The sequence below is a fragment of the Mesorhizobium sp. B2-3-2 genome, from assembly GCF_006442295.1.
Taxonomy (GTDB): domain Bacteria; phylum Pseudomonadota; class Alphaproteobacteria; order Rhizobiales; family Rhizobiaceae; genus Mesorhizobium.
The window spans coordinates 1-24,128 of the sequence record NZ_VFWA01000027.1 but is presented as its reverse complement, the minus strand read 5'-3'; the positions used below and the strand labels follow the sequence as shown (position 1 = coordinate 24,128).

Sequence of the window (24,128 nt, the reverse complement as noted above, 5' to 3'; positions counted from 1 at the left end):
ACTCCCCTACTCCCCTACCGCCCAATTCCTACCCCGCCTCAATCTCCGCCTGCAACGCCTCCATATGTGTGGCGGCCGCCGAAGCCGCCGCGCGTTCGATGGCGCGGAAACGGCTGACCACGGCCAGGCCCACCGCCGTCAGTTGCGCGCCGCCGCCCTTGCGGCCGCCGGTCTGCGCGGCCACCAGCGGCTTGCCGAACACCCGGTTCATGTCCTCGACCAGGTCCCAGGCATGCTTGTAGGACATCTCCATGCCGCGCGCGGCGGCCGAGATCGAACCGAAGGCGGCGATTTGCTCTAGTAATTCGATCTTGCCCGGCCCGATGCGCCCGTCGGGGTCGAGGTTTATCCGCAAGCTTAGCGACGGCATTTTCTTCCTCCGCGATCACGCCCGCCATGTTAGAGCGTCCCTGGCGGCCTCGCTATTCCAAATCGATATAGCGCAGAGACCCGCTCGTCGTTTCAGCCGTCCGCCTGCGCGGGGAGCCCGCCCCCGGTGTTTGCCTGGTCGAAACTCACCGTCTTGATCACGGCGAAGACCTGTCCGCCGAGCCGCAGCTTCAGAACCTGCCGCGATTGTTCGGTGACCCGTGCCAGCACGGTCGCGCCGTTGCAGTCGATGCCGATCTCGACCGTCGGCCCCTCGCCCGGCCTGATCGCGACGATCGTGCCGGCCAGGATGTTGAGCGCGCTGAGACCCGACGGCCGCTCGGTGGCGATCATGACGTCGCGGGCGCGGACGCGGACACGCACCGGCGCGCCCACCATCGCCGCCAGCTTGGGCACGCGTATCTCGCCGGCATTCGAGCCAAGCACCGTCATGCCGAAAACCTCGTCATGATGAAGTACGCTGGTGTCCAGCACCGCGCCGCCCTCGCCGCGCTCCTCCGCCGGCAGAAGGTCCGGCCGTTGCATGACAGCCGTGGTCGGGCCACTGGCAGCAACCTTGCCTTGCGCCAGCATCACCACGTCGCTCGCCAACCGCGCCACCTCGGCGATCGAATGGCTGACATAGACGATCGGGATCTTCGTCTCGTCGCGCAGCCGCTCGACATAGGGCAGGATTTCGGCCTTGCGCGCCTCGTCGAGCGAGGCCAGCGGCTCGTCCATCAGCAACAGCCGGGGGCTGGCGAGCAGCGCCCGGCCGATCGCGACGCGCTGTCTCTCGCCGCCCGAGAGCTTTGCCGGCCGCCGCGGCAGCAGCGGCTCGATGCCGAGCAATTCGACGACGGCGTCGATCTCGGCATAACGCTCCGCTGCCGGCGTGAACCAGCGGCCATAACGCAAATTGCTCGCTACGCTCATATGCGGAAACAGGCGCGCGTCCTGGAACACCATGCCGATCCGGCGCCTGTGCTTCGGCACGAAAATGCCCTTGGCCGTGTCGACCAGCACACGGCCATCGACTTCTATGCGTCCCTGGTCGGGCCGGATCAGCCCGGCAATCATATTGATCAGCGTGGTCTTGCCCGAACCGGAGGGCCCGAACAGCGCCGTCAGCCGCCCGGCGCTCTCGAAGCGGATGTCGAGGGGGAAATCGCCGAGCCGATGGCGGATGTCGACAAGGACCGTCATTCGATGTCCATCCGCCGACCGACGCGCCGCGCCAACACTTCCGAGGCCACCAGGGCGGCCATCGAGATGACGATCGAGATCAGCGTCAGCCGAAGCGCGCCGGCATCGCCGCCCGGCACCTGCGTGAACGTGTAGATTGCCGACGGCAGCGTCTGCGTCTCGTTCGGGATGTTGGAGACGAAGGTGATCGTCGCTCCGAACTCGCCCATCGCCTTGGCGAAGGAGAGGATGGCGCCGGCGATCAGCCCGGGCAGGATCAGCGGCAAGGTGATGGTGCCGAACACCCATGGCGGGCTGGCGCCGAGCGTTCCGGCCGCCGCCTCCATCTTGCGGTCGACGGCCTCGATCGACAATCGGATGGCCCGCACCATCAGCGGAAAACCCATGACGCCGCAGGCAAGAGCCGCACCCGTCCAGCGAAAGGAAAAGACGATGCCGAAATGCTCGGCCAGGAATGCGCCGGCCGGCCCGCGCTTGCCGAAGGTCAGAAGCAGGAGATAGCCGGTCACCACGGGCGGCAGGATCAGCGGCAGATGCACCACCCCGTTGAGCAGCGTCTTGCCCCAGAAACGGCCGCGCGCCAGGAGCAGCGCTATCGCTATGCCCGGCGGCAGGCTGGCGATCATCGCCACTGTCGCCACCTTGATGGACAGCCGGACCGCATTCCATTCGTCGGGAGTGAGGTCCAGCAGCCAGTTCATGCGCAGGTGGCTATCCTAGTTGACGGGCGCAAGGACCGTGAAACCCTGCTCCTTGAATAGATCCGATGCCTTTGCCGTCCGCAGGCACTTCAGGAAGGCAGGCGTGTCCTTGTCCTTCGAATCCGCGGTCTGGGCAACCGGATAGATGATCGGCGGATGCGAATCCTCGGGGAAAACACCAACCACCTTGACGCCCTTTTCGGCATGCGCGTCCGTGGCGTAGACGATGCCGAGAGCCGCTTCGCCCGTCGAGACCAGCTTGAGTGCCGCACGCACATTCTCGGCCTGCGCCACCTTGCCCTCGACCGAGGACCAGACGCCGAGCGATTCAAGGGCGGCCTTGCCGTATTTGCCGGCCGGCACAGCCTTGAAGTCGCCCATGGCGAGCTTGCCGTCGCCGACCAGCCTGGCCAGATCAAAACCCTTTTCGATCTTGGCTTCAACGGCCGAATCCTTCGGCGCCACCAGCACGATCTGGTTGCCGAGCAGCTTCACTTCGGTATCGGGCTTGGTCAGCTTCCTGTCGGAAAGATACTTCATCCAGTCGAGATCGGCCGAGATGAAGACGTCCGCCGGCGCGCCGCTTTCGATCTGTCTGGCGAGCGCCGAACTCGCTGCGTAGGAGATGGTCGCCGCTTCGCCGACATCAGCCGCGCAGGCTTTGTTGACCGCGTCGAGCGCGTCCTTGAGGCTGGCGGCCGCAAACACCACCACCTGGTCTTGCGCGCGAGCCGCCGACACTGCTGCCGTCCACGCCGCCGCGAAGCCGCCAATGGCGACCGCCGCCACTGCAAAACCCTTGCGCGTCATGAAACTCTCCCTGAGTTGACATTCGGCCCGGCTCGAAGTCTGCCATCCGATATATCCGGATGAATATAACAAGGAAAGGTCTTTCGCCCAGCGTCGCCATTGAATACGCAGCGTCATCGCGACCTGCGGTAGACCAGCACGGATACAGCGAAGGCAGAACAAGACTTTTGGGCGACATGCATTGGTACGGTTGATCGGCGTGTAGACTGTGCCTTCAAAGCTGCCGCCGCCGCGATCTATTGGGAGAGGCGAGGCAATGTCTAAATGCAGGTAAGTGTGTGTCGAAACAAGCCTTCCGGCGTCTTCACCATCCGCACTTTGCAGACATACCGCGTCTCGCTTGATATGGCGCTTGCGGGAAGGTCATTCCCCTCCGCGTCAGCGGGCTTGCAAGTCGCGCGCGGACAGTTCGGCAGCTTCGCAGCTGGATCATCGCAGAACGGCTTCATGCTGTTGTTGATGCATTCACACCCGCACTCGGCAAATGCGTGGGCATTGAACGCGAAGACAAAGACGAGCGCAAATACCGCTGCTGGCAGTCGCATGGACGCCTCCCCCGGAAATCTCCTGCCCTGAGGGTAAGGTCGACCGATCTCGTCGAAAAGATATCAAAACGACGTATCGGCGAGGCCATCGCCACGGCCGCGAGACATCAGGCCGGCAACGACTGCGCAGGCGGTTCAGACCGCGATCGGCGCCTTGATCGTCGCGTCGGCGACATAGTTTTCCAGCCGGAAATCCTCGAAGCGGAAGGCGAAGAGATCCTTCACTTCAGGGTTGATCCACATGGTCGGCAGCGCTCTCGGCGTGCGCCGCAACTGCTCGCGTGCCTGCTCGAAATGATTCGAATAAAGATGCGCGTCGCCGAGCGTATGGACGAAGTCGCCGGGCTTCAGGCCGGTCACCTGCGCCACCATCAGCGTCAGCAGGGCGTAGGAGGCGATGTTGAACGGCACGCCGAGGAAGATGTCGCCCGAACGCTGGTAAAGCTGGCAGGAAAGCCGGCCTTCCGAGACGTAGAACTGGAACAGGCAATGGCATGGCGGCAGCGCCATCGCCTCCACCTCGGCCGGATTCCAGGCCGAAACGATTAGCCGCCGCGATTGAGGATTGCGGCGTATCTCCTTCAGAAGATTGGTTATCTGGTCGATCGACCCGCCATGGCCGTCCGGCCAGGAACGCCACTGCTTGCCGTAGACGGGGCCCAGATCGCCATTCTCGTCAGCCCACTCGTCCCAGATGGAAACGCCATGGTCGGTAAGATATTTGGTATTGGTTTCGCCGGCCAGGAACCACAGCAGCTCATGAATGATCGACTTTAGGTGCAGCTTCTTTGTGGTGGTGACGGGAAAGCCGCGCGCCAGGTCGAAGCGCATCTGGTAGCCGAAGACGGAGCGCGTTCCCGTGCCGGTGCGGTCGCCGCGGTCGGCGCCGTGGTCCAGCACGTGCTGCAAAAGGTCGAGATACTGGCGCATCGGTTCGGCTCGATTCGGTTATTTCGTCATCATAACCGATACACAGGTGACCGAATACCACAAAGCGGCGCGAACGTTGCTTGCCCTACCACCCTTCCGGCCGTTGGCGCTGCCCGTCACCTGCGTGCCAGCATCCTCTCCCGTATGCCAGGGAGAGGAGTGCCGTCGTGGACGATTCGCCAATCGCCAGCGTTGCGAGATTAGCGCCAGTGCTGTGGCTGCCCATTTCTCCCGATACGGAGAGAAATGCCATGCAGGGCAATGACGGGCGGCGCCGACGCCGGCAAGTTAAAAATCAGACCGCCTGCTGCCAGCCTTGCAAATCGCAGCGACCCGTCAGAGCGAACCGAGCTTTCCCAGGTCCTTGGCAACGAGGTAGTAAAAAGTCACCCGATTCTTGGTGTTGTCTGCGGCCATCGCCTTGCAGGTCTTCTCGATCGCAGCATCTGCCTTCGCCGCATCGGCGACGCCGAGCTTCTTGCCGACCCAGTTTTCCCGGACGCGCTCGAGCTCCTTGGGATCGGTGCAGGACACCAGCGAGGAATCGCGGTTCCTGAGCGCGATGCCCAGATGCTTGACGATCTTCTCGACAGTTTCGGCACTCGCCGCGGCGTCGTATTTCTTCACGTCTGCAAGATAGTCGGCCATCAAAATTCCCCTCGTCGGCGCCACGGATCCGATCGATGAGGGCTGTGGCGCGCTCCGCAACTCGTGCGCTCGGTCGGTAACTCCTCACCGCGGCAAAGCTTCGGTTGAGACCGTTCCCAAGTCAACCCTGCCGCGTCGCATTTTGACACAGGGACAAAGCACGATTGCGGTCTTTCATTTCTGGCGATGGCCCCCTATATTCGCTTGGTCGGCTTGCCCGACTATGGCGATAAACTGGCGATGAAATAAGCCGTTCGGACCCGGGGGCGGTACCCGGCGCCTCCACCAAAAACCGCTCTGAAAGACGGAGCGGCTTTTGCTGGGGGCGAAATAGGATCGACGAAGGTGTAAAGATCGTACTTTTGCCCGGCATTGTACCACCGTCATCGGGCTAAACTTATAGTTGCCAACGACAACTATGCGGAAGCACGTCTCGCTGCTTAATGCAGTGCGATAGCTTCAAATCAAGCCCTAGGGGTTCGCACTTCTAGGCGGGGTTCGGAGGTACCTGGCAACAGAAACCTCCACTTCCCCCTCTTTCATCTGCATCACGCGCAACGGCACCCTCGCGCCGGCCGGACTTCGTTCGGCCGTGGGAGGCGACGCAGCGGAGCCGCGTGCCTCCTTCGACACGGGTAAAAAATGCAAAACAATTCCGACCGATTCATCGTGCTGACCGGAGGTCCGGGCTCCGGCAAGACCACCCTGATCGAAGCCTTGCGGCAAAAAGGCTTCGCCACCTCGGTCGAGGCCGGGCGCGGCATCATTCGCGACCAGTCCGCCATTGGCGGCCCTGCCTTGCCCTGGAACGATCGCACATTGTTTGCCGAATTGATGCTGTCTTGGGAGATGCGCTCATACCAGGCCGCGATCGACCAGGAAGGACCGGTCTTCTTCGATCGTGGCGTGCCCGACACGCTGGGCTATCTCCGCCTCAGCGGCCTGCCCGTGCCCGGGCACGTCGGCCTTGCAGCGAAGCGCTTCCGCTACAACCCCCGTGTCTTCGTTGCCCCGCCCTGGCCCGAAATCTTCGCTCAGGATGAAGAGCGCAAGCAAACCCTGGACGAAGCCGAGCGCACCTATCGGGCACTGGTCGGCATCTACACCGAACTCGGCTATGAACTGGTACCGCTGCCTCTGGCACCGGTCGACGCCAGGCTGAAATTCGTGCTGGCCGAAACGCGATTGGCGTGAAAAAGGCCGGGATCGACCCGGCCTTTTTTTCCATCTGTTGGCGATTGATTACTCCGCCGGCGCCTCGACCGCCCCGCGCGAGCGGCCGAGCGTGACCTTGGCCAGCGTGAACGAAATCACCGCGCAGAGCGTGATGCCGGCGACCATCGGCAGCGGCGTGCCGTCGAAGAAGATGCCTGCGACACCCATGGCGAGCGCGCCGATGGCGAAGTGCAGCGTGCCCATCAGCGCCGAAGCCGTGCCGGCGATCTCGCCATGCTCTTCCATGGCCAGCACCGAGGTGGTCGGAATGACCAGGCCGAGGAAGCCGTAGCCGACGAACAGCAGCGCCGCCATCACATCCAGCCGGTCCACGCCGGAAGCCATGATCGCGAACAGTGCCACCATCGTCGTGGCGTAGCCGGTCACCGCCACCCACACCACGCGCTTGAGCCCGAAACGCTCGGAAAGCAGGCCTGTGAGCTGCGACATGCCGATGAAGGCGACGGCATTGATCGAGAAGAACACGCTATAGACCGAAGGCGACAGGCCGTAATGGTCGATCAGGATGAAGGACGAGCTCGACAGATAGACGAAAAAGCTCGCAATGCCGAAGCCCGCGATCGCCACCAGGCCGAGGAAATTGCGGTCGCCCATCAGGAAACGGTAGCCCGCAAGGGCGGTGCCGAAGGAAGAGCCGGCGCGTTCCTCAACCGGCCGCGTCTCCTTGAGCGAGGTCGCGAGCAGGATGGTTGCGAGCACCGCCGCGGCCGTCACGGTCCAGAACACGGCGCGCCAGCCGAAACTCTCGATGATCTGGCTGCCGGTCAGCGGCGCCAGGATCGGCGACACCGAGAACACCAGCATCAGCAACGAATCAGCTTGGCTGCTTCATTGCCGGTGTGCAGGTCGCGCACGATCGCGCGCGGAATGGCCATGCCGGCGCTGGCGCCAAGGCCCTGCAGGAAACGGAAGGCGATCAGCCATTCGATGGTCGGCGCCAATGCCGAACCGATGCCGCCGACCATGAACAGTGCAAGACCGCCATAAAGCGGCAGCTTGCGTCCGACCATATCGGAGATCGGCCCGACGACGATCTGGCCGAAGCCCATCGACAGGAAGAAGATCAAAAGGCTCATCTGCACGGCTGCGGTGCCGGCGTTGAGATCAGCGCCGATCGACGGCAATGCGGGCAGATACATATCGATGGCGAAAGGGCCGATGGCGGACAACAGGCCAAGCACGACCGCGATGCGGAGGAATTTAGGACTCATGATAAAGGCTTCTTTCGAATCTGGTTGCCGCCGCACGGCGACGTCTCACCCAGGACGTTCCATCCCGTGGGATTCCGACTCTCCGAGAGCGAATTGTTCGCCCGTCCAGAGGTGAACCCCTTATACCGTGTCCACAAATTTAGACAGTCTTGTCTAAATCGTCAATCACCTCTATATAGATTTTCATGAGACCGGGCGTTTCTCCTGACAGTTTCCCGCCACGCAGCCACGAGGCCAAGCGCATCTCGGTGGTCGACGCCGCCGCTTCCGTGTTCTGCCGCGAGGGCTTTGCCGGCGCCAACATCGACCTGATTGCTGCCGAGGCGGGTGTCTCGCGCCAGACCGTCTATAACCACCATGGCGACAAGGAGAAGCTCTTCATCGCCGTGGTCCGCGACCTCACCGAGCGCTGCAATGCCGGCATCTTCGCCACCATCGCCACGTTCCCGGATCAGCCGAGGGATCTTGAAGCGGATCTGATCGGCTTCGCCGTGCGCCTGAACCAAAACTGCATCTGCAACCGCGACGGAAAATTCCTGCGCAAGCTGATCCAGACCGAAGGCGAACGCTATCCCGAACTGTTCGCCGAATGGCGCGAACAGGGCCCGGGGCGGACCTGGCCGGCAATCGCCGCCCGCTTCGCCCGCCTTGCTTATGGCGGTTACCTCGCGATCGACGATCCCGACGTCGCGGCGCGGCAGTTCCTCGGCCTCGTCAATGCTGAATTGCAGACGACCTTCATGCTCGGCGGCACTCCGGCCGAGGACGAGGTTGTGCAATCGGCGACAAATGGCGTGCGCACCTTCCTGCGCGCTTTCGGCAAGCGCCCCTCCGCGGCCAGCGTCAAGAAACACGCCGCGCTCGCGAACGCGTGACATTTGCGGGTGACGCGCGATCAAATCTCGGCAATCGTCCTCGCTTCCGCGCGGCGGCGGTCTATATGCGGTTTACGCCGCGCTCAAGCTTGATTACAGCTATGCGGACGATTCAACGGAACCCGACCGCCACATGGCCGACGACCACATCCGCTACGACATTCTGGCCCAGGAGGCGTTGCGCGGCGTCATGCGCAAGGTCCTGGCCGAGGTCGCGCGCACCGGCCTCCCCGGCAACCATCATTTCTTCATCACTTTCCTGACCGGCGCGCCGGGCGTGCGCGTGTCGTCGCGGCTGCGCGAGCGCTATCCGGAGCAGATGACCATCGTCATCCAGTTCCAGTATTGGGACCTGAAGGTCACCGAGACCGGTTTCGAGGTCGGGCTCTCCTTCTCGGACGTGCCGGAAAAACTCGAAATCCCGTTCTCGGCCGTGCGCGGTTTCTACGATCCGTCGGTCAACTTCGAACTCGAATTCGACGTCAAGACCGAAGGCCAGTCAGATGACGAGCTGGCTTCCCAGCCGGCACCCGAACCGCTCGCCATCGTCACCGAGAAGAAGCCGAAGGCGGAGAAGAAGACCGCCGAACCCGAGAAGAAGGCGGCCGATGCCGATGCCGCCAAGGGCGCCGAAGTCGTCTCGCTCGACGCCTTCCGCAAGAAATAAGCCTTCGGGTCGCGCGTCATGGCCGACATCCTCAATCTGCGCCAGGCCCGCAAGCAGAAGGCAAGGCTGGAGAAGGAGCGCACTGCCAGCCAGAACCGCGCCCTGTACGGCCGCTCCTGGGCAGAGAAGGAACGCGATCGCCTGGCTGCCGAGAAGGCCGAGTCCTTCGTCGCGGGCCATCGGCGTCAACCGTCGCCCGATCCGGACCCCAAATGAGCTTCAGGTGAGCCCGGTCGAAAAACGCTCGGTGACGATCCGCGGCCACCGCACCAGCTATTCACTCGAAAAGCCTTTTTTTGACGACCTTGTCGCCATCGCCGTCGCGCGCAATCTGACCCTTGCCGCGCTGGTCGCGGAAGTCGACGAAACCCGGCCGCGCGACACCAATCTGTCCTCGGCGCTTCGGATCCATGTACTGGCCTGGGCGAAGCGCGGCCGCGCCTGATGCCGGGCTCCGTCAGACAGCGCTTTCCTGTTTCCCGCGGCGGGTGCCGAACCCCAGCAGGGCCGTGCGATCGCGCTCTTCCGCCTGCTTTCTGGACCTGACGCGCATCAGGTCCTTCCAGCCGACGTAACCGACCAGCGTTCCGTCGTCGCGCGCCACGACCGGCAGATGCGACACGTTGGCCATCAAGAGCTTGTCCGACAAGCCTTCCAGATATTCATCGGGATAGGCAAGCGTCACCTTGCTACCGGCCAGCAAGTCGCCAAGCGTCGTCGTGCGGTGCTTGCCGGCGCGCCGCCAGCGCAGGATCGCCGGCGGGTCGATGAGACCGAGCACCTGCCTGTTGCCGTCAATGACCGGGAAGCTCGGATGACGCGTCTCCGGCGCGGTCAGGAACGCCGCTGCGCCATGCAGCGTCATCGTCGCCGGCACGCTCTGGACCTGCGTGGTCATCACTTCGTTCACCCTGGTCAGCGCGAACGGATCGACCCGGTATTCGCGCACCAGATGATGCCCTCGCCTGGCGATCTTCTCGGTCAGGATGGAACGTTTCATCAACAACACCGTCACCGCATGGGCGGCGGCGCAGGCCGCGATCAGCGGTACCAGCACATGTGTGTTGCCGGTCAATTCGACCGCGAAGAAGGTCGCCGTCAGCGGCGCGCGCATCGTGCCGCCCATGGTCGCCGCCATCGCCAGCAGCGCCCAGAAGCCGGGATCGGCCGCCGGCAGGAAGCCAGCCAGCACCGCGCCCATCGCGCCGCCCATGATCAGCAGTGGCGCCAGCACGCCGCCCGAGGTTCCCGAGCCCAGCGCCACCGACCAGATGACGGCCTTAACGACCAACAGGAGGAGTGCCGCCGTCGCGATCGTACGGCCGTCCAGCATGTTGGATATGTTGTCGTAGCCGACGCCGAGCGCCTGCGGCTCGATCAGGCCGCCAATGCCGACGACGAGACCGCCGAGCATCGGCCACCACATCCAGTGGATCGGCAGCTTCTGGAAACCGTCCTCGCAGGCATAGACCATCTGCGTCAGCAAGGCAGACAGGAGGCCGGCGGCAACGCCGATCAGAACCCAGCCGCCAAGACCGGCAAAGGAAATCGCCATGCCGCCCTGAAACGGAAAGATCGGTCCCGGCATGTGCAGCATGGTGCGCTCGACCTCCGCCACGATGGCAGCGACCGCCACCGGAATGAAGCTGCGCGGCGTCCATTCGAACAGAAGCAGCTCCACCGCCAGCATGATGGCGGCGATCGGCGTTCCGAACACGGTGGTCATGCCCGCAGCGGCGCCCGCCACCAGCAGCGTCTTGCGCTCATTGTCGCTGACCGGCAGCATCTGCGCGATCAGCGAGCCGATGGCGCCGCCGGTCATGATGATTGGGCCCTCAGCGCCGAACGGTCCGCCGGAGCCGATCGAGATCGCCGACGACAGCGGCTTCAGCACTGCGACCTTGGCGTCCAGGCGCGAGCGCCCGAGCAGGATCGCTTCGATAGCTTCGGGAATGCCGTGGCCACGGATCTTCTCGCTGCCGTAGCGCGCCATCAGGCCGATGATGAGTGCGCCGATCACCGGCACTGCGACGGCGGCATAACCGAGCGGCGTGTCCTCCAGCTTCAGGTCGGCGAGCGTGAACTGACCGAAATAGGCGACGTTGGTGGCGAGCCGGATCAATTTCAGCAGAATGATGCCGGCAAACAGCCCGGCCGTCGCCACCACCACCGCGATGCCCGCGATCAGCAACACCCTGGCGTCGGTGGTGAAATCGCGCAGATGTCCGGGACTGCCCTGTTCGGTCTTCATTGCCTGCCTGCTTTCCGTGGCGTGTCGCTGTTGGAGGATCGGCAAACCTTCAAAACGGCTTTGCCGGCGGCTATGTATCGTAATACGATATAAATATTCAAGCGGGCCTGGCCCGAAATCGTTTGAGCTTTGGCCGAAACGGCAACACATGTCTGATATGTCGCATCCGCAAAAACCCCGCCCCGCCATCAGCCAGGCCGACTACCAGCGGCTGTCGGAGTTCCGCTATCTGATCCGCCGCTTCCTGGAATTCAGCCAGCTACAGGCCGAAGACGCCGGTTTGACGCCGCGCCAACATCAGGCGCTGCTCGCCATCAAGGGTTTTCCGGGCGGAGGCCCGGTAGCCATAGGCGACCTCGCCGAACGCTTGCGAATCCGCCACCATAGCGCCGTCGAACTCGTCAACCGCCTGTGCGAGGCCGGTCTGGTCGTCAGGGATCAGGACAAGGACGACCAGCGTAAGGTGCTGCTGCAACTGACCGAGCGGGCCGACGCCTGCCTCGCCGACTTGTCGGCCGCGCATCTCGACGAGCTTTCGCGCATCGAACCCATGCTGAGGAGCGTGCTCGCCCGAAAGGATCGAGATACGCTCCAGAAATAAGTTTTCGTAACCTAGCTGAATGGAGGCTATGCCATGTACAACATCTGGTTTTCCAAGGCAGTCCCGGTTTCCACAGGCGTTACTGGCGACGTTCGCAATCTGTCCAATGCCGAACAAGCTCTCGACCTTCTTGCCAATCACTGGCGCGATGCGGGAAGCATCAAGCACAAGGCTGCGCTGCGGGCGTGCCGGCAGGCAATGAACGGCGGCGTATCGGCCGACATCGCCAGGGATGCTTTTGTCGAAGCCGCGAGGGAAGCGCGCATTCTGGTCGAATAACTGCCGCGCATGGCCTGTGGCCTTCTCGGCGCAACCGGACGCATGACATACCGTCGTCGATCGACGGAGAGCGCACGATAGATCGCGACAGCCGTCAGCAACGCGCCGTCGTCCATTTAACTTGCGAAGCCCGACTACCACCGGGAAGAAGGGGCATGACGGGCGCATAAGAAATTCCGGAACCCCCGAATCCTTTGGCTCCGCCGCTTCGTCTTGGACATGAGCGACCTGCAAGGTGCAGCGCCGCCAGAGGACCGGACAAGATGAAACACCATTTGATACGTTACAGGACGAAACCCGAGTTGGCCGACGAGAACGAGAGGCTGGTCAAGGCCGTGTTCCAGGAATTGCGGGATAAATCGCCCGAAGGGTTCCGCTACATGACATGGCGGTCCAGCGACGGTACCTTCTTCCATCTGGTCGAAGCGGCAACCGAGGAGCAGGCCGGCACCCTTCCCGGGCTGGCGGCGTTCGAGACTTTTCAGAACGGCATCAGGGATCGCTGCATCGACCCTCCGCATCGCGAGGCGATGACGGTGGTGGGCAGTTACCGGATGCTGGACCAGTAGGCGGTCAAGCGATGTAGAGAACGGCGGGCGTATGAACATCCTCATTCCTGGCGAGCACCGCGCGCTCATCGAACGCCTGTTTGGGGAATTGCGCCCAAAGCTGCACCGCTATTGTGCGCGCATGACAGGTTCCGTCTTCGACGGCGAGGACGTGTTGCAGGAAGCGCTGGCCAAGGCGTTCGAGGCTTTGCCGAACGCCGGCCAGATCGCAAATCCGGAGGGCTGGCTGTTTCGCATCGCGCACAACACGGCACTCGATTTCCTGCGCCGGCGAGCCCGCGAAAAGGCCTTTTCCGATGAGGATCCGGACATGATCGTCGACCCGGCCAACGCCACCTTCGACCGTCAGGCCGCTGCCGCCGGCCTGCACACCTTCATGCGCCTGCCCGTCGCGCAGCGCAGCAGCGTCATCATGATGGACGTTCTGGGTTATTCCCTGCAAGAGATCAGCACCGCGCTGGACACCAGCATCCCCGCCGTCAAGGCGGCGCTGCATCGTGGCCGGGGCCGTTTGCGCCAGCTCGCCGCCGAGCCCGACGATCGGCCGGTTCCCAGGCTGAGCGTCTCCGGACGCCTGTTGCTCGAAGCCTATATCGATCGCTTCAACGCCCGCGATTTCGACGCCGTGCGCGACATGCTCGCCGATGAAGTTCGCCTCGAGCTGGTGGCCAGGACGCGGTTTACCGGACCCAAGGAAGTGGCCACCTATTTCCACAACTATTCCCGCGCCCACGATTGGCGTTTTGTGCCGGGATTCGTCGAGGACAGGCCGGTGGTCCTCGTTCACGACGGCAACGATCCGGCTGCGCGACCAGCCTATTTCATCCTGCTGGTCTGGCAGGACGGCAAGCTTGCCGCCATCCGCGATTTTCGCCACGCCCGCTACGTCGCCGAAAGCGCCGAGCTGCTCGCTCTTTGAGCGATTGAGGGAAATCCCCTCCCTACTGCCCTACTGCCCTACTGCAAAGACTTCAGCAAATTGTCGATCGTAGACGGATTGAACTGCGGTTTGGCCGGAGGCGGATTGTCATTGGCCACCGGCGGTGCCGCCGGTTCCGGCGTCGGCGCCTGCTCGGTGCCCTTGCGCTCCGCTTCCATCCTTGCCTTCTCCTGCGAGGCGGTCCGCATCGCCTCTTCGGCCTTTGCCTTGGCATCCGCCTCGGCTTTGGCTTTTGCCTCGGCATCCGCCTTGGCCTTGGCCTCTGCTTCGGCCTGCGCCTGTGCTTCCGCCTCGGCTTTCGCCTTTGCGTCGGCCTCGGCCTTCAGGCGCGCCGCCTCCTGTTGCCGTCGCAGCTCCTCGGCCGCCTTGTCGCGCTGGTCCTGCAACGCAGCGTAGTAGCGCACCTCGCGCCGCAGCCGCTGCTTCTCCAGCAACGCGGCCTGCATCGCCTCGACCCGCTGCTGCTCCTTCTCCAGCGCGCGCTGTATCAGGAACTGCGCCAGCGGTTCGCTGTCGAACTGCCGTTTGACGGCACCGAACGGCCCCTCGGCGCTGAAATTCATCGCCGGTTCGGAACCGACGAGCGCCTCGTCGCCAGGCCGGTAGGTGACCGCACCCTTGGCGGAGACCATATCGGCGTTGAGATCTGCCGTGATGTCGGCGGACAAGGTCGCCGAAGGATTTTCGAGGCTGATCGGCGGCGCCCGCAGCGTGCCGCCTGCAATGGTGAAGGCGATTTCGGCATCCTTTGCCGCGAAACTGCCATCTGCCGCGATAGCAGGGGCGAAGCCGGCTATCTTGGCTGCATCGATATCGCGCCCGATCGCGTCCGCCTTGGCGAGGAAAGTGCTGAACGCATCGGGATTGACGCCGGCGACCGTGACGCCCTTCAGCGCCGCCGTGCCCGAACCCGACAGAGCGGCGATCATCGCGTCGACCGATTTGCCGCTTGTCGAAAACGCCGCCGAGACATCCCCCTTGCCATCGATGCCGGCATCCGGCAGCACGGCTGGCAGATCGGCGTCCGCGAGCTTCATCTGGCCGGTGAAAAGCCCGGTGCCGTCATTGTTCTTCAATTCGAACAGGCCGGTAAGCGCACCCCCAAGGAACTTGGCCTTGAGATCGGACACGCGGATGCCTTCCTGGTCGAGCTTCAGCGACAAGGCTGCGTCATAGGCGGTCGCGAATGGTCCTGCGGCAAGGGAAGCCGTGGTCAAGTCGAGATCGGCCGTGAACGGAAGGCTGGATTTCTGGCTGAACGGAGCCGACGGCCACACACCGCCTTTATTGTCTCCGCTCTTGTCCGTGAACGCGGAATCGCCGAACAGCGCCACCGCCATCGGGTCGAGATCGAGTTCGTCGAGCGACAGCGCGCCGGCCAGATGCGGCACGCCATCCTTGCCGTCGATCCCCTCCTTGACGTCGATATTCACGTCACCCGAAACCGCAGCTTCGTTGATGGCGGCATTGAGGCCGGAGAGCACCAGTAGGCCGTTGCCGTAATCGGCCTGCGCGGTGAGCGACGTCGACATGCCTGTTCCCATGCCTGGCAGGCTCATGCCTGATGTCATCAACCAGGGCTCGATGTCGGCCGCATCGAGGCTGACCTTGCCCTTTGCGACCGGACCTTGCGGTGTGTCGGCTACGGTGCCGTCGAAACCGGCATTAAAGTCGTTGCCGGCAAGGCTGAAGCTCGTCGCCAGGCCGCCGCCCAGTGTGCCCTTGGCCTGGATGTCGGTGCTTGCCTCGCCGAGCATGCCGAGCGGCAGCGCCGGCAAGCCGTAAAGTGCCAGCAGCGCGGTGGCGTCGGGGTTCCTGGCATTGAAGGTCAGCGCCACAGGCGCTTCAAGAAGCTTGTCGACCGCTCCCTTCCCCGACAGTGAGGCGGAAAAGGACGATCCGCCGGCCTTGCCTTGCCCGCTCACCGCAAGCCCCGTTGTGCCGTCGCCATTGTCGGCGGCACTCACCACAAGATCGACGCGTGAATCCTGGAACAGGTCGGGATAGGCAGCGGCGCGGCTTGCCAGTCCCTTGAGCACGGCATTGTCGGCATAGTGCTGCGCCGCCACGTCGATCAGTGGCTTCAGGTCTACGGCGACCACGGAGGCGTCAAGCTTGCCGGTCGGACTCGCCGGAAAATCCTTGATCCGGCCGGTGGCGCTGATCGACGCGCCAGCCAGCCCGCCCACCGACAGTCGGTCGATCTCAAGCAGCCCGTCGCGCAGCCTGAGCGCTGTGTCAACCGTATCGGCGGTCAAGCCTCCGGCGCTGACCGGTCCCGCCTTGATCTGGAAATCGAGATCGCGGTCGGCAAATCGGTTGGCGCCCTTGTCGCTGATGAAGATCGAGACGAAAGCCGCCAGCCCGTCGACATCGAGATCGCCACCTTCCAGCCGCATCAGCACCGAGGGCCTGGCGTCGTCGGGCTGGCTGGAGTCGATGCGGCCGGAAAACGTCGCCTTGCCCAGGACCAGTTCGAGATCGCTGAAGGCTTGGCGCTTTTCGGAGAGATCGACCTTGGCCCGGAAGCCGGCGGCGGGCAGGCGCCGGATCGCCTCGTCGACGTCCTTCGACAACCAGGCGGCGAAGCCGGAAGGCTGCGCCACGGCCAGCAGCAGCGAACCGGTGAAGCCGAAATGGTTCTCGACGCTGAGCAGGCCGTCGGCTTCCAGCGTGGCGCGGCCGGGCAGTGTCGCGGCGAGCGATTTCACCGACCAGCCGCCATCGACCGGCTCGGCGGAAAGATGAACGTCGCGAACCGTGGTGTCGCCGGCCACCACGGCCGGCAACCTGACCTCGACCGTTCCGGGAATGGTCGGCTTGGGCAGGTCGAGCAAGGCCTGTTCCAGTCCGGCAATGCGCTGATCCAGTGTCAGGCCGGCGCCCGCCGCCGCACCCACGGCCTCGTCGAACTGCACCTGCGCGCCATTGGCCTCGATGGCGAAGCTCGGCTTCTGGCCAAGATCAACCGAGGCCTTGCCGTCGGCGGTATAGGGGTTGTCCAGCGGCCCGGTCTCGAAGCGGAATTCATCGATGCCGAGCTTCTGGTGATCGAGCGCGAATTTGCCGTTGACCCGAAAGCCGGGATCGGACTTGCCGGTGGTGACCTTCACCGTCTCGCCATCGGTGCCACGCAACTGGGCCGAGTTCTTGTCGGCGCCAGAAATCTTGAACTGTCCGGAGTAGATGGCGGCGCCGTTGACGATGCCGGCATTGCCGTCGGTTTCGATGACCAGCGGATAGGCGTCGGGATCGGCCTTGAGCCGAAACCGCATCTGGCCATTGCCTTCGACCTTGCCGGTGGTGGCGGCAACCGTCGTGCGCAGGCCGTCGAACCTCAGCGTGCCATCCATGCGCCATGGGCCCGCCAGCGATTTGGCCGAGATGGTCGAATTGATCTCGGACATGATGTGGCTGCGTCCGCCGGCGGCATGACGCAACTCGATCTGCCCTTCCGTCACCGTCAGCTTCTCGATCGAGATCTGGTTGAGGTTGAAGGGCGAGGACGGCCGCATCGCCCAGTCGACAGTGCCATTGGCGGCGATGTCGATTGTCGCTTTCGGCCGCACCAGCCGCATGTCGAAGATCAGCACCTCGCCACGCAGGAACGGCGCCAGTTCCGCATCCATCGAAAACGTCTCGACGGTCATCGCCGGCTGGCCGGCGGGGCCGCCGGCAACGGCGACATTGGAGAAGGTCACCGACGGAAACGGCAACAAGCGCGCCGTGGCGTCGCCCTGCACGGTCACCTTGCGGCCGAGAATGGCGCTCGCTTCGCGCTCGAACTGCGCTCGATAGCCGGACCAGTCGACAAAATACGGCCCCACCAGCGCCGCGCACAGCACCAGCACGAACAGGCCACCGAAGATCACGAACAGGCGTGCGAGCATCAGCTCCGAACGGTTTGGTTGAAATCAGCCGCACTCTACCCGCATCCGCGTGTCGATAAAGAGGCAATTCGATCGTCGTCGGCGACAACCATGGACGGCGTTCCATGTTGCGCGGTCGCTCGTAGTCGCGATACCCTGCTTTGGGCGTGCTCGCCCTGTTCCGGCCGCGGCGTTTTCCGATCCGGGATCGTCTGAAAGAATCCTGGAAAAGCGGAGAATTGGGATGTCGGGGAAGAACTGGGACCGTGTGCCGATCGATGCGCAGAGCGTCGACGCGCCGCTTTCGCAATCGGCGATTTTCCTTGTCGTCACCATAGCCGATGAACAGCCGGTTCTCGCCGGGGTTTGTTCCGTGCTCGGCGACCTTGATGACCTGGTCAAGACTGTCGGGTTCCGCGACCTCGGCGGCCGCCTGTCGTGCATTGCCGGGATCGGCCGCGATCTCTGGGATCGGCTCAGCCCCGGCCGGCGGCCGGCGGAGTTGAAGCCGTTCGCACCGATCAAGGGAGCGGTTCACGCCGCGCCGACGACGCCCGGCGACCTTCTCTTCCATATCCGCTCCGAGCGGCCCGACATGTGCTTCGAGTTCGAGCGTATCCTGCTGGACAGGCTTGGTCCCGGCGTGACCGTCGTCGACGAAGTCTCGGGCTTCCGTTATTTCGATGCCCGCGACCTGCTCGGTTTCGTCGACGGCACAGCCAACCCAACCGGCCTCGATCTGCCCGCCTCGGCGCTCGTTGGCGACGAAGATCCTGATTTTACCGGCGGCAGCTATGTCGTCGTTCAAAAATACCTGCACGATCTACAGGCGTGGGCGCGAATCCCCACGCCCGTGCAGGAGGCGATCATCGGCCGAACCAAGATCGACAACATCGAAATCGACGATGACGAAGCGCCGCGCAAATCGCACAAGTCGCTCGCCACCATCGAGGATGCCGACGGCACCGAACATGACATATTGCGCGACAACATGCCGTTCGGCCGGCCGGGGCAACGGGAATTCGGCACCTACTTCATCGGCTATTCTAGCTAACGAACGAGTAGACGGTTGACGATTGCCCACTGATAACAAGCTCACTTGCCTGCCTCTTATTTTTTTGGGAAACTCAGCCTCACCAAGCGCGGCGTGTTGCGAGGCGTCTGAAATAAGCCTCGCCCACATGCCAATATGCGGTTGCGGATAGGTTCCTAGTACCGCCTAGACAGCGCCCGCTGCGGTTCGCCGGGGCGGGCCTTTTTCGTTTCAGAACCTCACGCTAAGGTTTGCCTTTGCGCCGTGGTCGTGTGCTTGGCTGGCGAACTGGCCGGTATAGGAGATGCCAAGCGTGGCGCTGTCGCTGATAGCGAAGTCGAGCCCGGCTTCGAGAACGGCCGCATCCTCGGCGATTGGCACGCCGGCGACGGTGAATGATGAGCCACCAGCAAATGCAACGGAAGCCAGCGGAGTGGTGTCGCCGAAAGCGTGTCTCCAGCCGAGCGTGCCGCTGGCGGTCGCCTTCATGCCGCTGAACGTAAAGGCCGACGAGACGTGGACGCCGAGCGTGGTGAAGGTGGCGTCGGTTGTTGCGCTGCGGACATCAAGTGCCGCGGCGCCGCCTTTTTCCCTGAAGCCATCTGTGTGCAGGCTGACATAGGCGAGATTGGCAAAGGGCTCGAAGGAGACGGCGCCCGTGTCGATCTTGTAGCCGGTCTCGCCGAAGGCCTGGAAGGTGCCGGCACTGTAGTCCCCTGTCAGGCTCTCGCTGAGGCCAGGAAAGGCCACCAAACGGTTCGTCTCGATATCATGCCATGTATAGGCGATGCCGCCGGTGAGGCGCAGTGCGTTCCACTTGCCGCCGCCGTAAAGCCCAAGATGGTAATTCTCGCTCGAACCGGATGAGGCGCGGTCGTCGACATCAAAAGAGGAATGGCTGTAGCCGGCAAGCAGCCCTAGCCGGATGTTCGCAGCGATAGTGCCGTCAATGCCGGTCAGGAAGCCACCGGTGGAGCTATCCATGCCCGCCGCGTTGCCATCGCCGTCGAAGGAGCCCCAGGTCCCGAAAGCTTGGCCCCAGGCGACCGTGGCGCTGCTGTCGGCCGAGGCCGGTCGCGCGTCGTCCGGCCCATAGGCGAGCAGGGGCATATCTGTGCCCGTGGCATCGCCGAACGCCGAGCGGATGCGGTCATTAACGGCATCGCGCACGAAATGGCTGTCCTCGATCAGCGCCGACTTCACCGAGGCATGGATCTCGCCCGAGAGGGAGTCGAGGGCGGCGCGGGCCTGGTCGGCGCTGAGGTCTGCAATGGCGCTGTAGATGGGCGAAACGGCCCCCGTGCTCTCGGCACCGCCGCCGGTGGCCTTCTGGTTGAAGGTCTGGCCGATACTGGAGAAGCTCGCATCGTTGCGCCTCATCGTCAGATAGACGTTGTTGGCGTCATAGCCGAGCGAGGGATCGAGAAAGGCGAGGTTGGAGGTGATGCCGGCAAAGGTGCCTGTGCGCCCGCCATTGGCGGTCAGGATGGTGTAGTCGGTCTGTGGAGCATAGCTGCCCGCCCCGGCCATGACCTTCACCGTGCCGCCATTGATGGTTGCCGTGCCGGTGGCGACGGTCCTGTCCGATCGCCCGTCCGCATCGGTCTCGACCTCGTAGACCGAACCTGGGCCGAAGGCGACACTGCCAGCGACGTTGATCGTGCCGATCGAATTGCCCGGCGCCAGCGTACCGCCCGAACCGATCATCGTGTTGCCGATCGCGCCAATGCCGCCCAGGATGCCCCCCGTGGCGAGCGTGACATCTCCCAGGGTCGCGCTCGCATGGCTGCTGTCGCCGACAACCAGCTTGCCTGCATCGACCATCGTGCCACCGGTAAAGGTGTTTACGCCGTTCAGCGTCAGCGTGCCCGAGCCGGTCTTGATGAGCGAGCCGCCTGTGCCTGCCGTTCCGTCCTGGATGACGCCGCCGATCGTCTCGTTCGTTGCAAGGCTGCCGAGCGTCAGCACCTTCGATCCGAGAAGGATATCGCCGTCGCCCGACAGCGAACCGATACCGATACCGCTGCTTGTCAGGCCGGAGATATCCACCCGCCCGCCGGCCTTGTTGACGATCGTCGCAGCGTCGGCGGTGCTGCTAAAACCGAAGAAGATCGCACCATTGTTGTCGATTGTGGCGCTACCAGCGGATGCGCTGTCGTTAAAGAATAAAGCGCTGCGCGAATTGGCGACGTAGATCGCCGCCGTCCCGGCGTTCGCCGAATTGATGAACCCGAGGTTCGCGGAACCCGCGCTGATGGCATCGACACTGATCGGTCCCGTGCCGTAGGCCCCCGTCACGGAGGCGAACGTGAACCCCTGCGAAACCGTGGTGCCGCCGCTATAGTCGTTGGCGGCCGAGAGCATAAGTGCGCCCGCACCGGTCTTGGTCAGGCCGCCGGAACCGGTGACGCTCTGCGAAATCGTGAAGACATTGCCAGGATCGGCGATATCGAAGCCACCGCCGTCGGGGCCCAGGACGATGTTACGTTCAGTGGAATTGAATGTCGCCCCGCTCACCCGTAGAGTGCCGCCGTCGATGGTCAGCGCGCCCGAGGTCGCGCCGAGATTGGCGTCCGAGGAAACGGAAAGAACGCCGCCCAGAAGCTGCGTGCCGCCTGTATAGGTGTTGGCACCGCTGAGCGTCAGCTGGCCGCCGCCGACCTTCTTGAGCGTATTGCCCATACCATCGACGATGGTCGAGCCGACGGTTGTGGTCACGCCGTTGTCGATGTTGAAGGTGCCGGCCGAGCCGCTTGCCGGGTCAAGCGCCAGCGAGCCGCCGGTCAATGTGTAGCCGTCAGTCGAAAACTGCAGCGTATCGAAGCCTTGCGTCCCGTCGACCGTCACCGTGCCGGCGCTGCCCGCGAACACGCCGACCGAACCGCCCCAGCCGCCATTGGCGCTGCCGGTGTCGTTCGTCCAGTTGGTCGCGAAACTCTGCCACGCTCCGGTGCCGCCATCGATCGTGCCGTCGGCGACAGGATCGCCGCCATCCCAGAACTGCATGGTCTGCCCGGTGCCGAGCACCGATAGATTGACCTGATGGACGATATTCGTCCGGATATCGGGATTGTTGGGAGAAAGCGGCGTGAAGCCGCCGGTGCCGGTGAGTGTACCGCTGGCGAACGAGCCCGACAGCGTACCGCCGTAGTTGAACAGCCTGTAATAACCCGCCGCCGCCACGTGCGCGTCGAGCGTACCGCCGAGCGCAAGGTTGCCGGTCACAGTCACCAGATCGTTGGATGCGCCGCCCGCCACGCCCGGTGCGCCGAGTTCGAACACTGAGGTCGAACCCGCGTTCAGCGCCAGGTCGCCGGCGAACGTCAACGTGCCGGGGCTGTTGCCCGCCGACAGCGTGCCGTAGATATCGGCGTTGCCGACCGTGCCACTGCCGGCCAGCGTGCCGCCGGCCTCCACCGTTGTCAGCGAAGACGCCGCGATCGAGCCGTTGACGATCAGCGAACCACCGCTGACCGTCGTGGCGCCGGTGTAGCTGTTGGCGCCGGACAGGGTGAAGGTGCCTGTACCAACCTTTGTCAGCGAGCCCACGCCGCTATAGCCGATATCGCCCGCGAAAGTGGTGCTCGTGTTGTTCCCACCCGTCGTCAGCGTCACACCTGGGTTGAGCCATATGCGCGTGCCCGCAGCGCCAGCGAGCGAGCCGATCTGCTGGTCGGTGATCGCCTGAAACTCCGACCCGGCTCCGGTCAGGTTGACAGCCGCCGTGGGAGACAGGGCGTCGGCCGCAAAGACGCCGAATTGGGCACCGTTGGAGATGTTGATGGCAGAGGAATTCTGGAGGGATCCGCCAGCGGCAACAAGCATAAGGCCGTGTTCGATATTCGTCGCACCTGAATAGGTGTTGGCCCCCTCCAGTTGGAGAATGGCTGCCCCGGTCTTGGTCAGGCCACCTGAGCCGGACACCGTGCCCCCAAAGCTGTTACTCCCTGTATTGTCGACGGTCAGGGTCGCTGTGCCGAGAGCGATGTTCGTCCCGGCATTCCCGGCCAAGCCCTTGATGGTCTGATCGAAGCCGCCAAGGTCCCAGGTGCCTATGATCAGCTGAACGCCGGACGAGGATGCGAGCGCGTTGGCCGCACCCATCCGAATTGCGCCTCCCGAGAGGGTCGTTCCTCCTGTGTAGCCCTGTACGCCTGACAGGGTGAGGACGCCGCCGTTTGACTTGGTGAAACTGCCGTCTCCCGATATGGTCCCGGAATAGGTTCCGGACGTGGCCTGGGCGAAGACGACGTCGCGCACACCGGCTCCGGTCGCGAAGGTCAGGTCGCCGCCCATGCTATCGGTGTTGCCGGTGAGGGTTCCTTCACTGATCGCCCAGTTCTGGCTCCCGATGCCCCCCAGCGTCCAGTTGGAGGCGCCGGTTTTCTCGAAGGTCGAGAAGCCTTGATATTGTGCCGCCGCGCCGACCCCGGAGACATCGAAATTCCCATTGGTGCTGCCGCCGAGCCGGAACGTATCCGAGCCGGTGCCTGCCACATTGCCGTTGATGACGGAGCCGGCCTGCAACTCCAACACATTGCTGCCGCCGGTGAAGGTGATGGCGTTGGCCCGAACGGCACCAGGGCCGTCAAGTTGCCCCGATATAGCGCCGCTGTTGATGATCGCCAGGTTCGAGCCAACGACACCGGCTCCGCCCGCGCCAGCGGTGCCGCCGCTGACGGTGCCGCCGCCGCCGATAATCGTCCCGCTGTTATCCAGCGTGCCTCCGTTGGCGAAAAACACGCCTGTGCCGCCATTGCCGCCGGTACCGTGGCTGGAGCCGCCATCTCCGCCGGAAATTAGACCATTGTTGTGCAACTCGCCGCTGTCCATGAAATGGACGCCTATGCCACCAGTCCCAGCCGCTCCCGGAGTGGCACCAACAACGCCCGCCGATCCGCCATCGCCGCCCCTGCCGCCTGTGACCGTGCCGCCGCTGTTGGTGAATACGGCTCCGGGAGCGGTGAACAACACACCTCCGCCGCCGTCGCCACCGAAGCCACCGGAGTCGGGGTAAGGGAGACCAAGATAGATGCCCGACGTCCCACCATTGCCTCCGGCTCCGCCGTTAATCGTCCCGGAATTGATGCTGATCCCAGGTCCGAGCGCGACGGAGCCGTATCCTCCGGCACCGCCACCGCCGCCACCGCCCGCCCCGCTTGGCGCATTGCTGCCGTCGCCGCCGTTTCCGCCGTTTCCGCCGGTCGCTATCCCGGCATTGGAAATCGTTGCCGTTCCGGGGCCATTCCCGTTGTAGCCACCGCCGCCACCGCTGCCACCGCCCCAAATGGAAGTCGCATTTTGGCCCGGCTGACCGTTAGGGCTAACAGCGGTTCCACCAAGGCCGCCTGGAACCTCGGCCCCGGTCTCGCTACCACCGGCACCGCC

18 protein-coding genes, 1 other RNA gene and 2 pseudogenes are annotated in these 24,128 nt (G+C 63.9%); 11 read left to right on the top strand and 10 right to left on the bottom strand.

All coding sequences use genetic code 11. From position 1 onward, the window contains the following. Window positions 1-28 precede the first annotated feature (28 nt). The 6 genes from FJ964_RS30605 to FJ964_RS30580 form a co-directional block, all read right to left on the bottom strand. Window positions 29-370, bottom strand: coding sequence for a winged helix-turn-helix domain-containing protein (locus tag FJ964_RS30605; RefSeq protein ID WP_140554456.1), 342 nt, complete (start codon window positions 368-370; stop codon window positions 29-31). A gap of 92 nt (window positions 371-462) precedes the next feature. Continuing rightward, window positions 463-1,575, bottom strand: coding sequence for a molybdenum ABC transporter ATP-binding protein (gene modC, locus FJ964_RS30600; RefSeq protein ID WP_140554455.1), 1,113 nt, complete (start codon window positions 1,573-1,575; stop codon window positions 463-465). Next, the gene (gene modB / locus FJ964_RS30595; RefSeq protein ID WP_140554453.1) at window positions 1,572-2,276 is read right to left on the bottom strand and encodes a molybdate ABC transporter permease subunit; all 705 of its coding nucleotides are present in this window, start codon (window positions 2,274-2,276) and stop codon (window positions 1,572-1,574) included. The genes modC and modB overlap by 4 nt, the downstream gene beginning before the upstream one ends. 15 nt (window positions 2,277-2,291) lie before the next feature. Continuing rightward, window positions 2,292-3,086, bottom strand: coding sequence for a molybdate ABC transporter substrate-binding protein (gene modA / locus FJ964_RS30590; protein WP_140554452.1), 795 nt, complete (start codon window positions 3,084-3,086; stop codon window positions 2,292-2,294). A 680-nt stretch (window positions 3,087-3,766) separates the two neighbouring features. Continuing rightward, on the bottom strand, window positions 3,767-4,561 hold the full coding sequence (locus FJ964_RS30585) for a thymidylate synthase (protein ID WP_140554450.1): 795 nt from the start codon (window positions 4,559-4,561) through the stop codon (window positions 3,767-3,769). A 336-nt stretch (window positions 4,562-4,897) separates the two neighbouring features. Continuing rightward, entirely contained in the window at window positions 4,898-5,209 is a 312-nt protein-coding gene (locus tag FJ964_RS30580; RefSeq protein WP_140554449.1) for a DUF2853 family protein, read from the bottom strand. A gap of 168 nt (window positions 5,210-5,377) precedes the next feature. Between FJ964_RS30580 and ssrA the strand changes: the two genes are divergently transcribed. Beyond that, window positions 5,378-5,738: a transfer-messenger RNA gene (gene ssrA / locus FJ964_RS30575) on the top strand. Window positions 5,739-5,851: 113 nt separating this feature from the next. After that, window positions 5,852-6,403 carry an AAA family ATPase gene (locus tag FJ964_RS30570; protein WP_140554447.1) on the top strand — a complete coding sequence of 184 codons (552 nt, stop codon included), beginning with the start codon at window positions 5,852-5,854 and terminating at the stop codon, window positions 6,401-6,403. 48 nt (window positions 6,404-6,451) lie between these two features. Here the strand turns inward: FJ964_RS30570 and FJ964_RS30565 are convergent. After that, window positions 6,452-7,656 (bottom strand): annotated as a pseudogene (locus tag FJ964_RS30565) (multidrug effflux MFS transporter). A gap of 185 nt (window positions 7,657-7,841) precedes the next feature. Between FJ964_RS30565 and FJ964_RS30560 the strand changes: the two are divergent. The 4 genes from FJ964_RS30560 to FJ964_RS30545 all read left to right on the top strand — a co-directional run bounded on the left by FJ964_RS30560 (window position 7,842) and on the right by FJ964_RS30545 (window position 9,643). Further along, window positions 7,842-8,531 carry a TetR/AcrR family transcriptional regulator gene (locus FJ964_RS30560; protein ID WP_140554446.1) on the top strand — a complete coding sequence of 230 codons (690 nt, stop codon included), beginning with the start codon at window positions 7,842-7,844 and terminating at the stop codon, window positions 8,529-8,531. A 133-nt stretch (window positions 8,532-8,664) separates the two neighbouring features. Further along, window positions 8,665-9,198 carry an SspB family protein gene (locus FJ964_RS30555; protein ID WP_140554444.1) on the top strand — a complete coding sequence of 178 codons (534 nt, stop codon included), beginning with the start codon at window positions 8,665-8,667 and terminating at the stop codon, window positions 9,196-9,198. Between the two features lie 18 nt (window positions 9,199-9,216). Further along, window positions 9,217-9,414 carry a DUF4169 family protein gene (locus tag FJ964_RS30550; protein ID WP_140554443.1) on the top strand — a complete coding sequence of 66 codons (198 nt, stop codon included), beginning with the start codon at window positions 9,217-9,219 and terminating at the stop codon, window positions 9,412-9,414. 7 nt (window positions 9,415-9,421) lie between these two features. Then, a complete protein-coding gene (locus FJ964_RS30545) occupies window positions 9,422-9,643 on the top strand; it encodes a ribbon-helix-helix domain-containing protein (RefSeq protein WP_140554441.1) in 222 nt (73 codons plus the stop codon). Window positions 9,644-9,655: 12 nt separating this feature from the next. Here the strand turns inward: FJ964_RS30545 and FJ964_RS30540 are convergent, their stop codons facing one another. Then, window positions 9,656-11,449 (bottom strand): chloride channel protein, encoded by a 1,794-nt coding sequence (locus tag FJ964_RS30540; RefSeq protein ID WP_140554440.1) that lies wholly within the window; start codon window positions 11,447-11,449, stop codon window positions 9,656-9,658. Between the two features lie 148 nt (window positions 11,450-11,597). Between FJ964_RS30540 and FJ964_RS30535 the strand changes: the two genes are divergently transcribed. The 4 genes from FJ964_RS30535 to FJ964_RS30520 all read left to right on the top strand — a co-directional run bounded on the left by FJ964_RS30535 (window position 11,598) and on the right by FJ964_RS30520 (window position 13,817). Then, window positions 11,598-12,050, top strand: coding sequence for a MarR family winged helix-turn-helix transcriptional regulator (locus FJ964_RS30535; protein WP_140554438.1), 453 nt, complete (start codon window positions 11,598-11,600; stop codon window positions 12,048-12,050). A gap of 33 nt (window positions 12,051-12,083) precedes the next feature. Further along, on the top strand, window positions 12,084-12,329 hold the full coding sequence (locus FJ964_RS30530) for a DUF982 domain-containing protein (RefSeq protein WP_140554437.1): 246 nt from the start codon (window positions 12,084-12,086) through the stop codon (window positions 12,327-12,329). A 263-nt stretch (window positions 12,330-12,592) separates the two neighbouring features. Then, window positions 12,593-12,898, top strand: a complete 306-nt coding sequence (locus FJ964_RS30525; RefSeq protein ID WP_140554435.1) for a hypothetical protein — start codon at window positions 12,593-12,595, stop codon at window positions 12,896-12,898. Between the two features lie 31 nt (window positions 12,899-12,929). Beyond that, window positions 12,930-13,817, top strand: coding sequence for a sigma-70 family RNA polymerase sigma factor (locus tag FJ964_RS30520; protein WP_140554434.1), 888 nt, complete (start codon window positions 12,930-12,932; stop codon window positions 13,815-13,817). Between the two features lie 38 nt (window positions 13,818-13,855). Here the strand turns inward: FJ964_RS30520 and FJ964_RS30515 are convergent, their stop codons facing one another. Further along, on the bottom strand, window positions 13,856-17,728 hold the full coding sequence (locus tag FJ964_RS30515) for an AsmA family protein (protein WP_140554432.1): 3,873 nt from the start codon (window positions 17,726-17,728) through the stop codon (window positions 13,856-13,858). 223 nt (window positions 17,729-17,951) lie between these two features. Here FJ964_RS30515 and FJ964_RS30510 point away from each other — a divergent pair. Further along, a pseudogene (locus FJ964_RS30510) lies at window positions 17,952-18,755 on the top strand (Dyp-type peroxidase); the annotation flags it as partial. A gap of 216 nt (window positions 18,756-18,971) precedes the next feature. On the opposite strand, the gene FJ964_RS30505 reads toward FJ964_RS30510, so the two are convergent. Continuing rightward, complete coding sequence (locus FJ964_RS30505; protein WP_140554430.1) at window positions 18,972-23,711, bottom strand: autotransporter domain-containing protein; 4,740 nt, start codon at window positions 23,709-23,711, stop codon at window positions 18,972-18,974. Window positions 23,712-24,128 lie beyond the last annotated feature (417 nt).

Excerpts from the sequence above, each read along its gene's own strand:
- FJ964_RS30605 (WP_140554456.1), bottom strand. The coding sequence starts at position 370 with ATGCCGTCGCTAAGCTTGCGGATAAACCTCGACCCCGACGGGCGCATC.
- FJ964_RS30530 (WP_140554437.1), top strand. The coding sequence starts at position 12,084 with ATGTACAACATCTGGTTTTCCAAGGCAGTCCCGGTTTCCACAGGCGTT.
- FJ964_RS30580 (WP_140554449.1), bottom strand. The coding sequence starts at position 5,209 with ATGGCCGACTATCTTGCAGACGTGAAGAAATACGACGCCGCGGCGAGT.
- FJ964_RS30570 (WP_140554447.1), top strand. The coding sequence starts at position 5,852 with ATGCAAAACAATTCCGACCGATTCATCGTGCTGACCGGAGGTCCGGGC.
- FJ964_RS30535 (WP_140554438.1), top strand. The coding sequence starts at position 11,598 with ATGTCTGATATGTCGCATCCGCAAAAACCCCGCCCCGCCATCAGCCAG.
- modB (WP_140554453.1), bottom strand. The coding sequence starts at position 2,276 with ATGAACTGGCTGCTGGACCTCACTCCCGACGAATGGAATGCGGTCCGG.
- FJ964_RS30560 (WP_140554446.1), top strand. The coding sequence starts at position 7,842 with ATGAGACCGGGCGTTTCTCCTGACAGTTTCCCGCCACGCAGCCACGAG.
- modA (WP_140554452.1), bottom strand. The coding sequence starts at position 3,086 with ATGACGCGCAAGGGTTTTGCAGTGGCGGCGGTCGCCATTGGCGGCTTC.
- FJ964_RS30555 (WP_140554444.1), top strand. The coding sequence starts at position 8,665 with ATGGCCGACGACCACATCCGCTACGACATTCTGGCCCAGGAGGCGTTG.
- FJ964_RS30520 (WP_140554434.1), top strand. The coding sequence starts at position 12,930 with ATGAACATCCTCATTCCTGGCGAGCACCGCGCGCTCATCGAACGCCTG.
- modC (WP_140554455.1), bottom strand. The coding sequence starts at position 1,575 with ATGACGGTCCTTGTCGACATCCGCCATCGGCTCGGCGATTTCCCCCTC.
- FJ964_RS30515 (WP_140554432.1), bottom strand. The coding sequence starts at position 17,728 with ATGCTCGCACGCCTGTTCGTGATCTTCGGTGGCCTGTTCGTGCTGGTG.
- FJ964_RS30540 (WP_140554440.1), bottom strand. The coding sequence starts at position 11,449 with ATGAAGACCGAACAGGGCAGTCCCGGACATCTGCGCGATTTCACCACC.
- FJ964_RS30525 (WP_140554435.1), top strand. The coding sequence starts at position 12,593 with ATGAAACACCATTTGATACGTTACAGGACGAAACCCGAGTTGGCCGAC.
- FJ964_RS30585 (WP_140554450.1), bottom strand. The coding sequence starts at position 4,561 with ATGCGCCAGTATCTCGACCTTTTGCAGCACGTGCTGGACCACGGCGCC.
- FJ964_RS30550 (WP_140554443.1), top strand. The coding sequence starts at position 9,217 with ATGGCCGACATCCTCAATCTGCGCCAGGCCCGCAAGCAGAAGGCAAGG.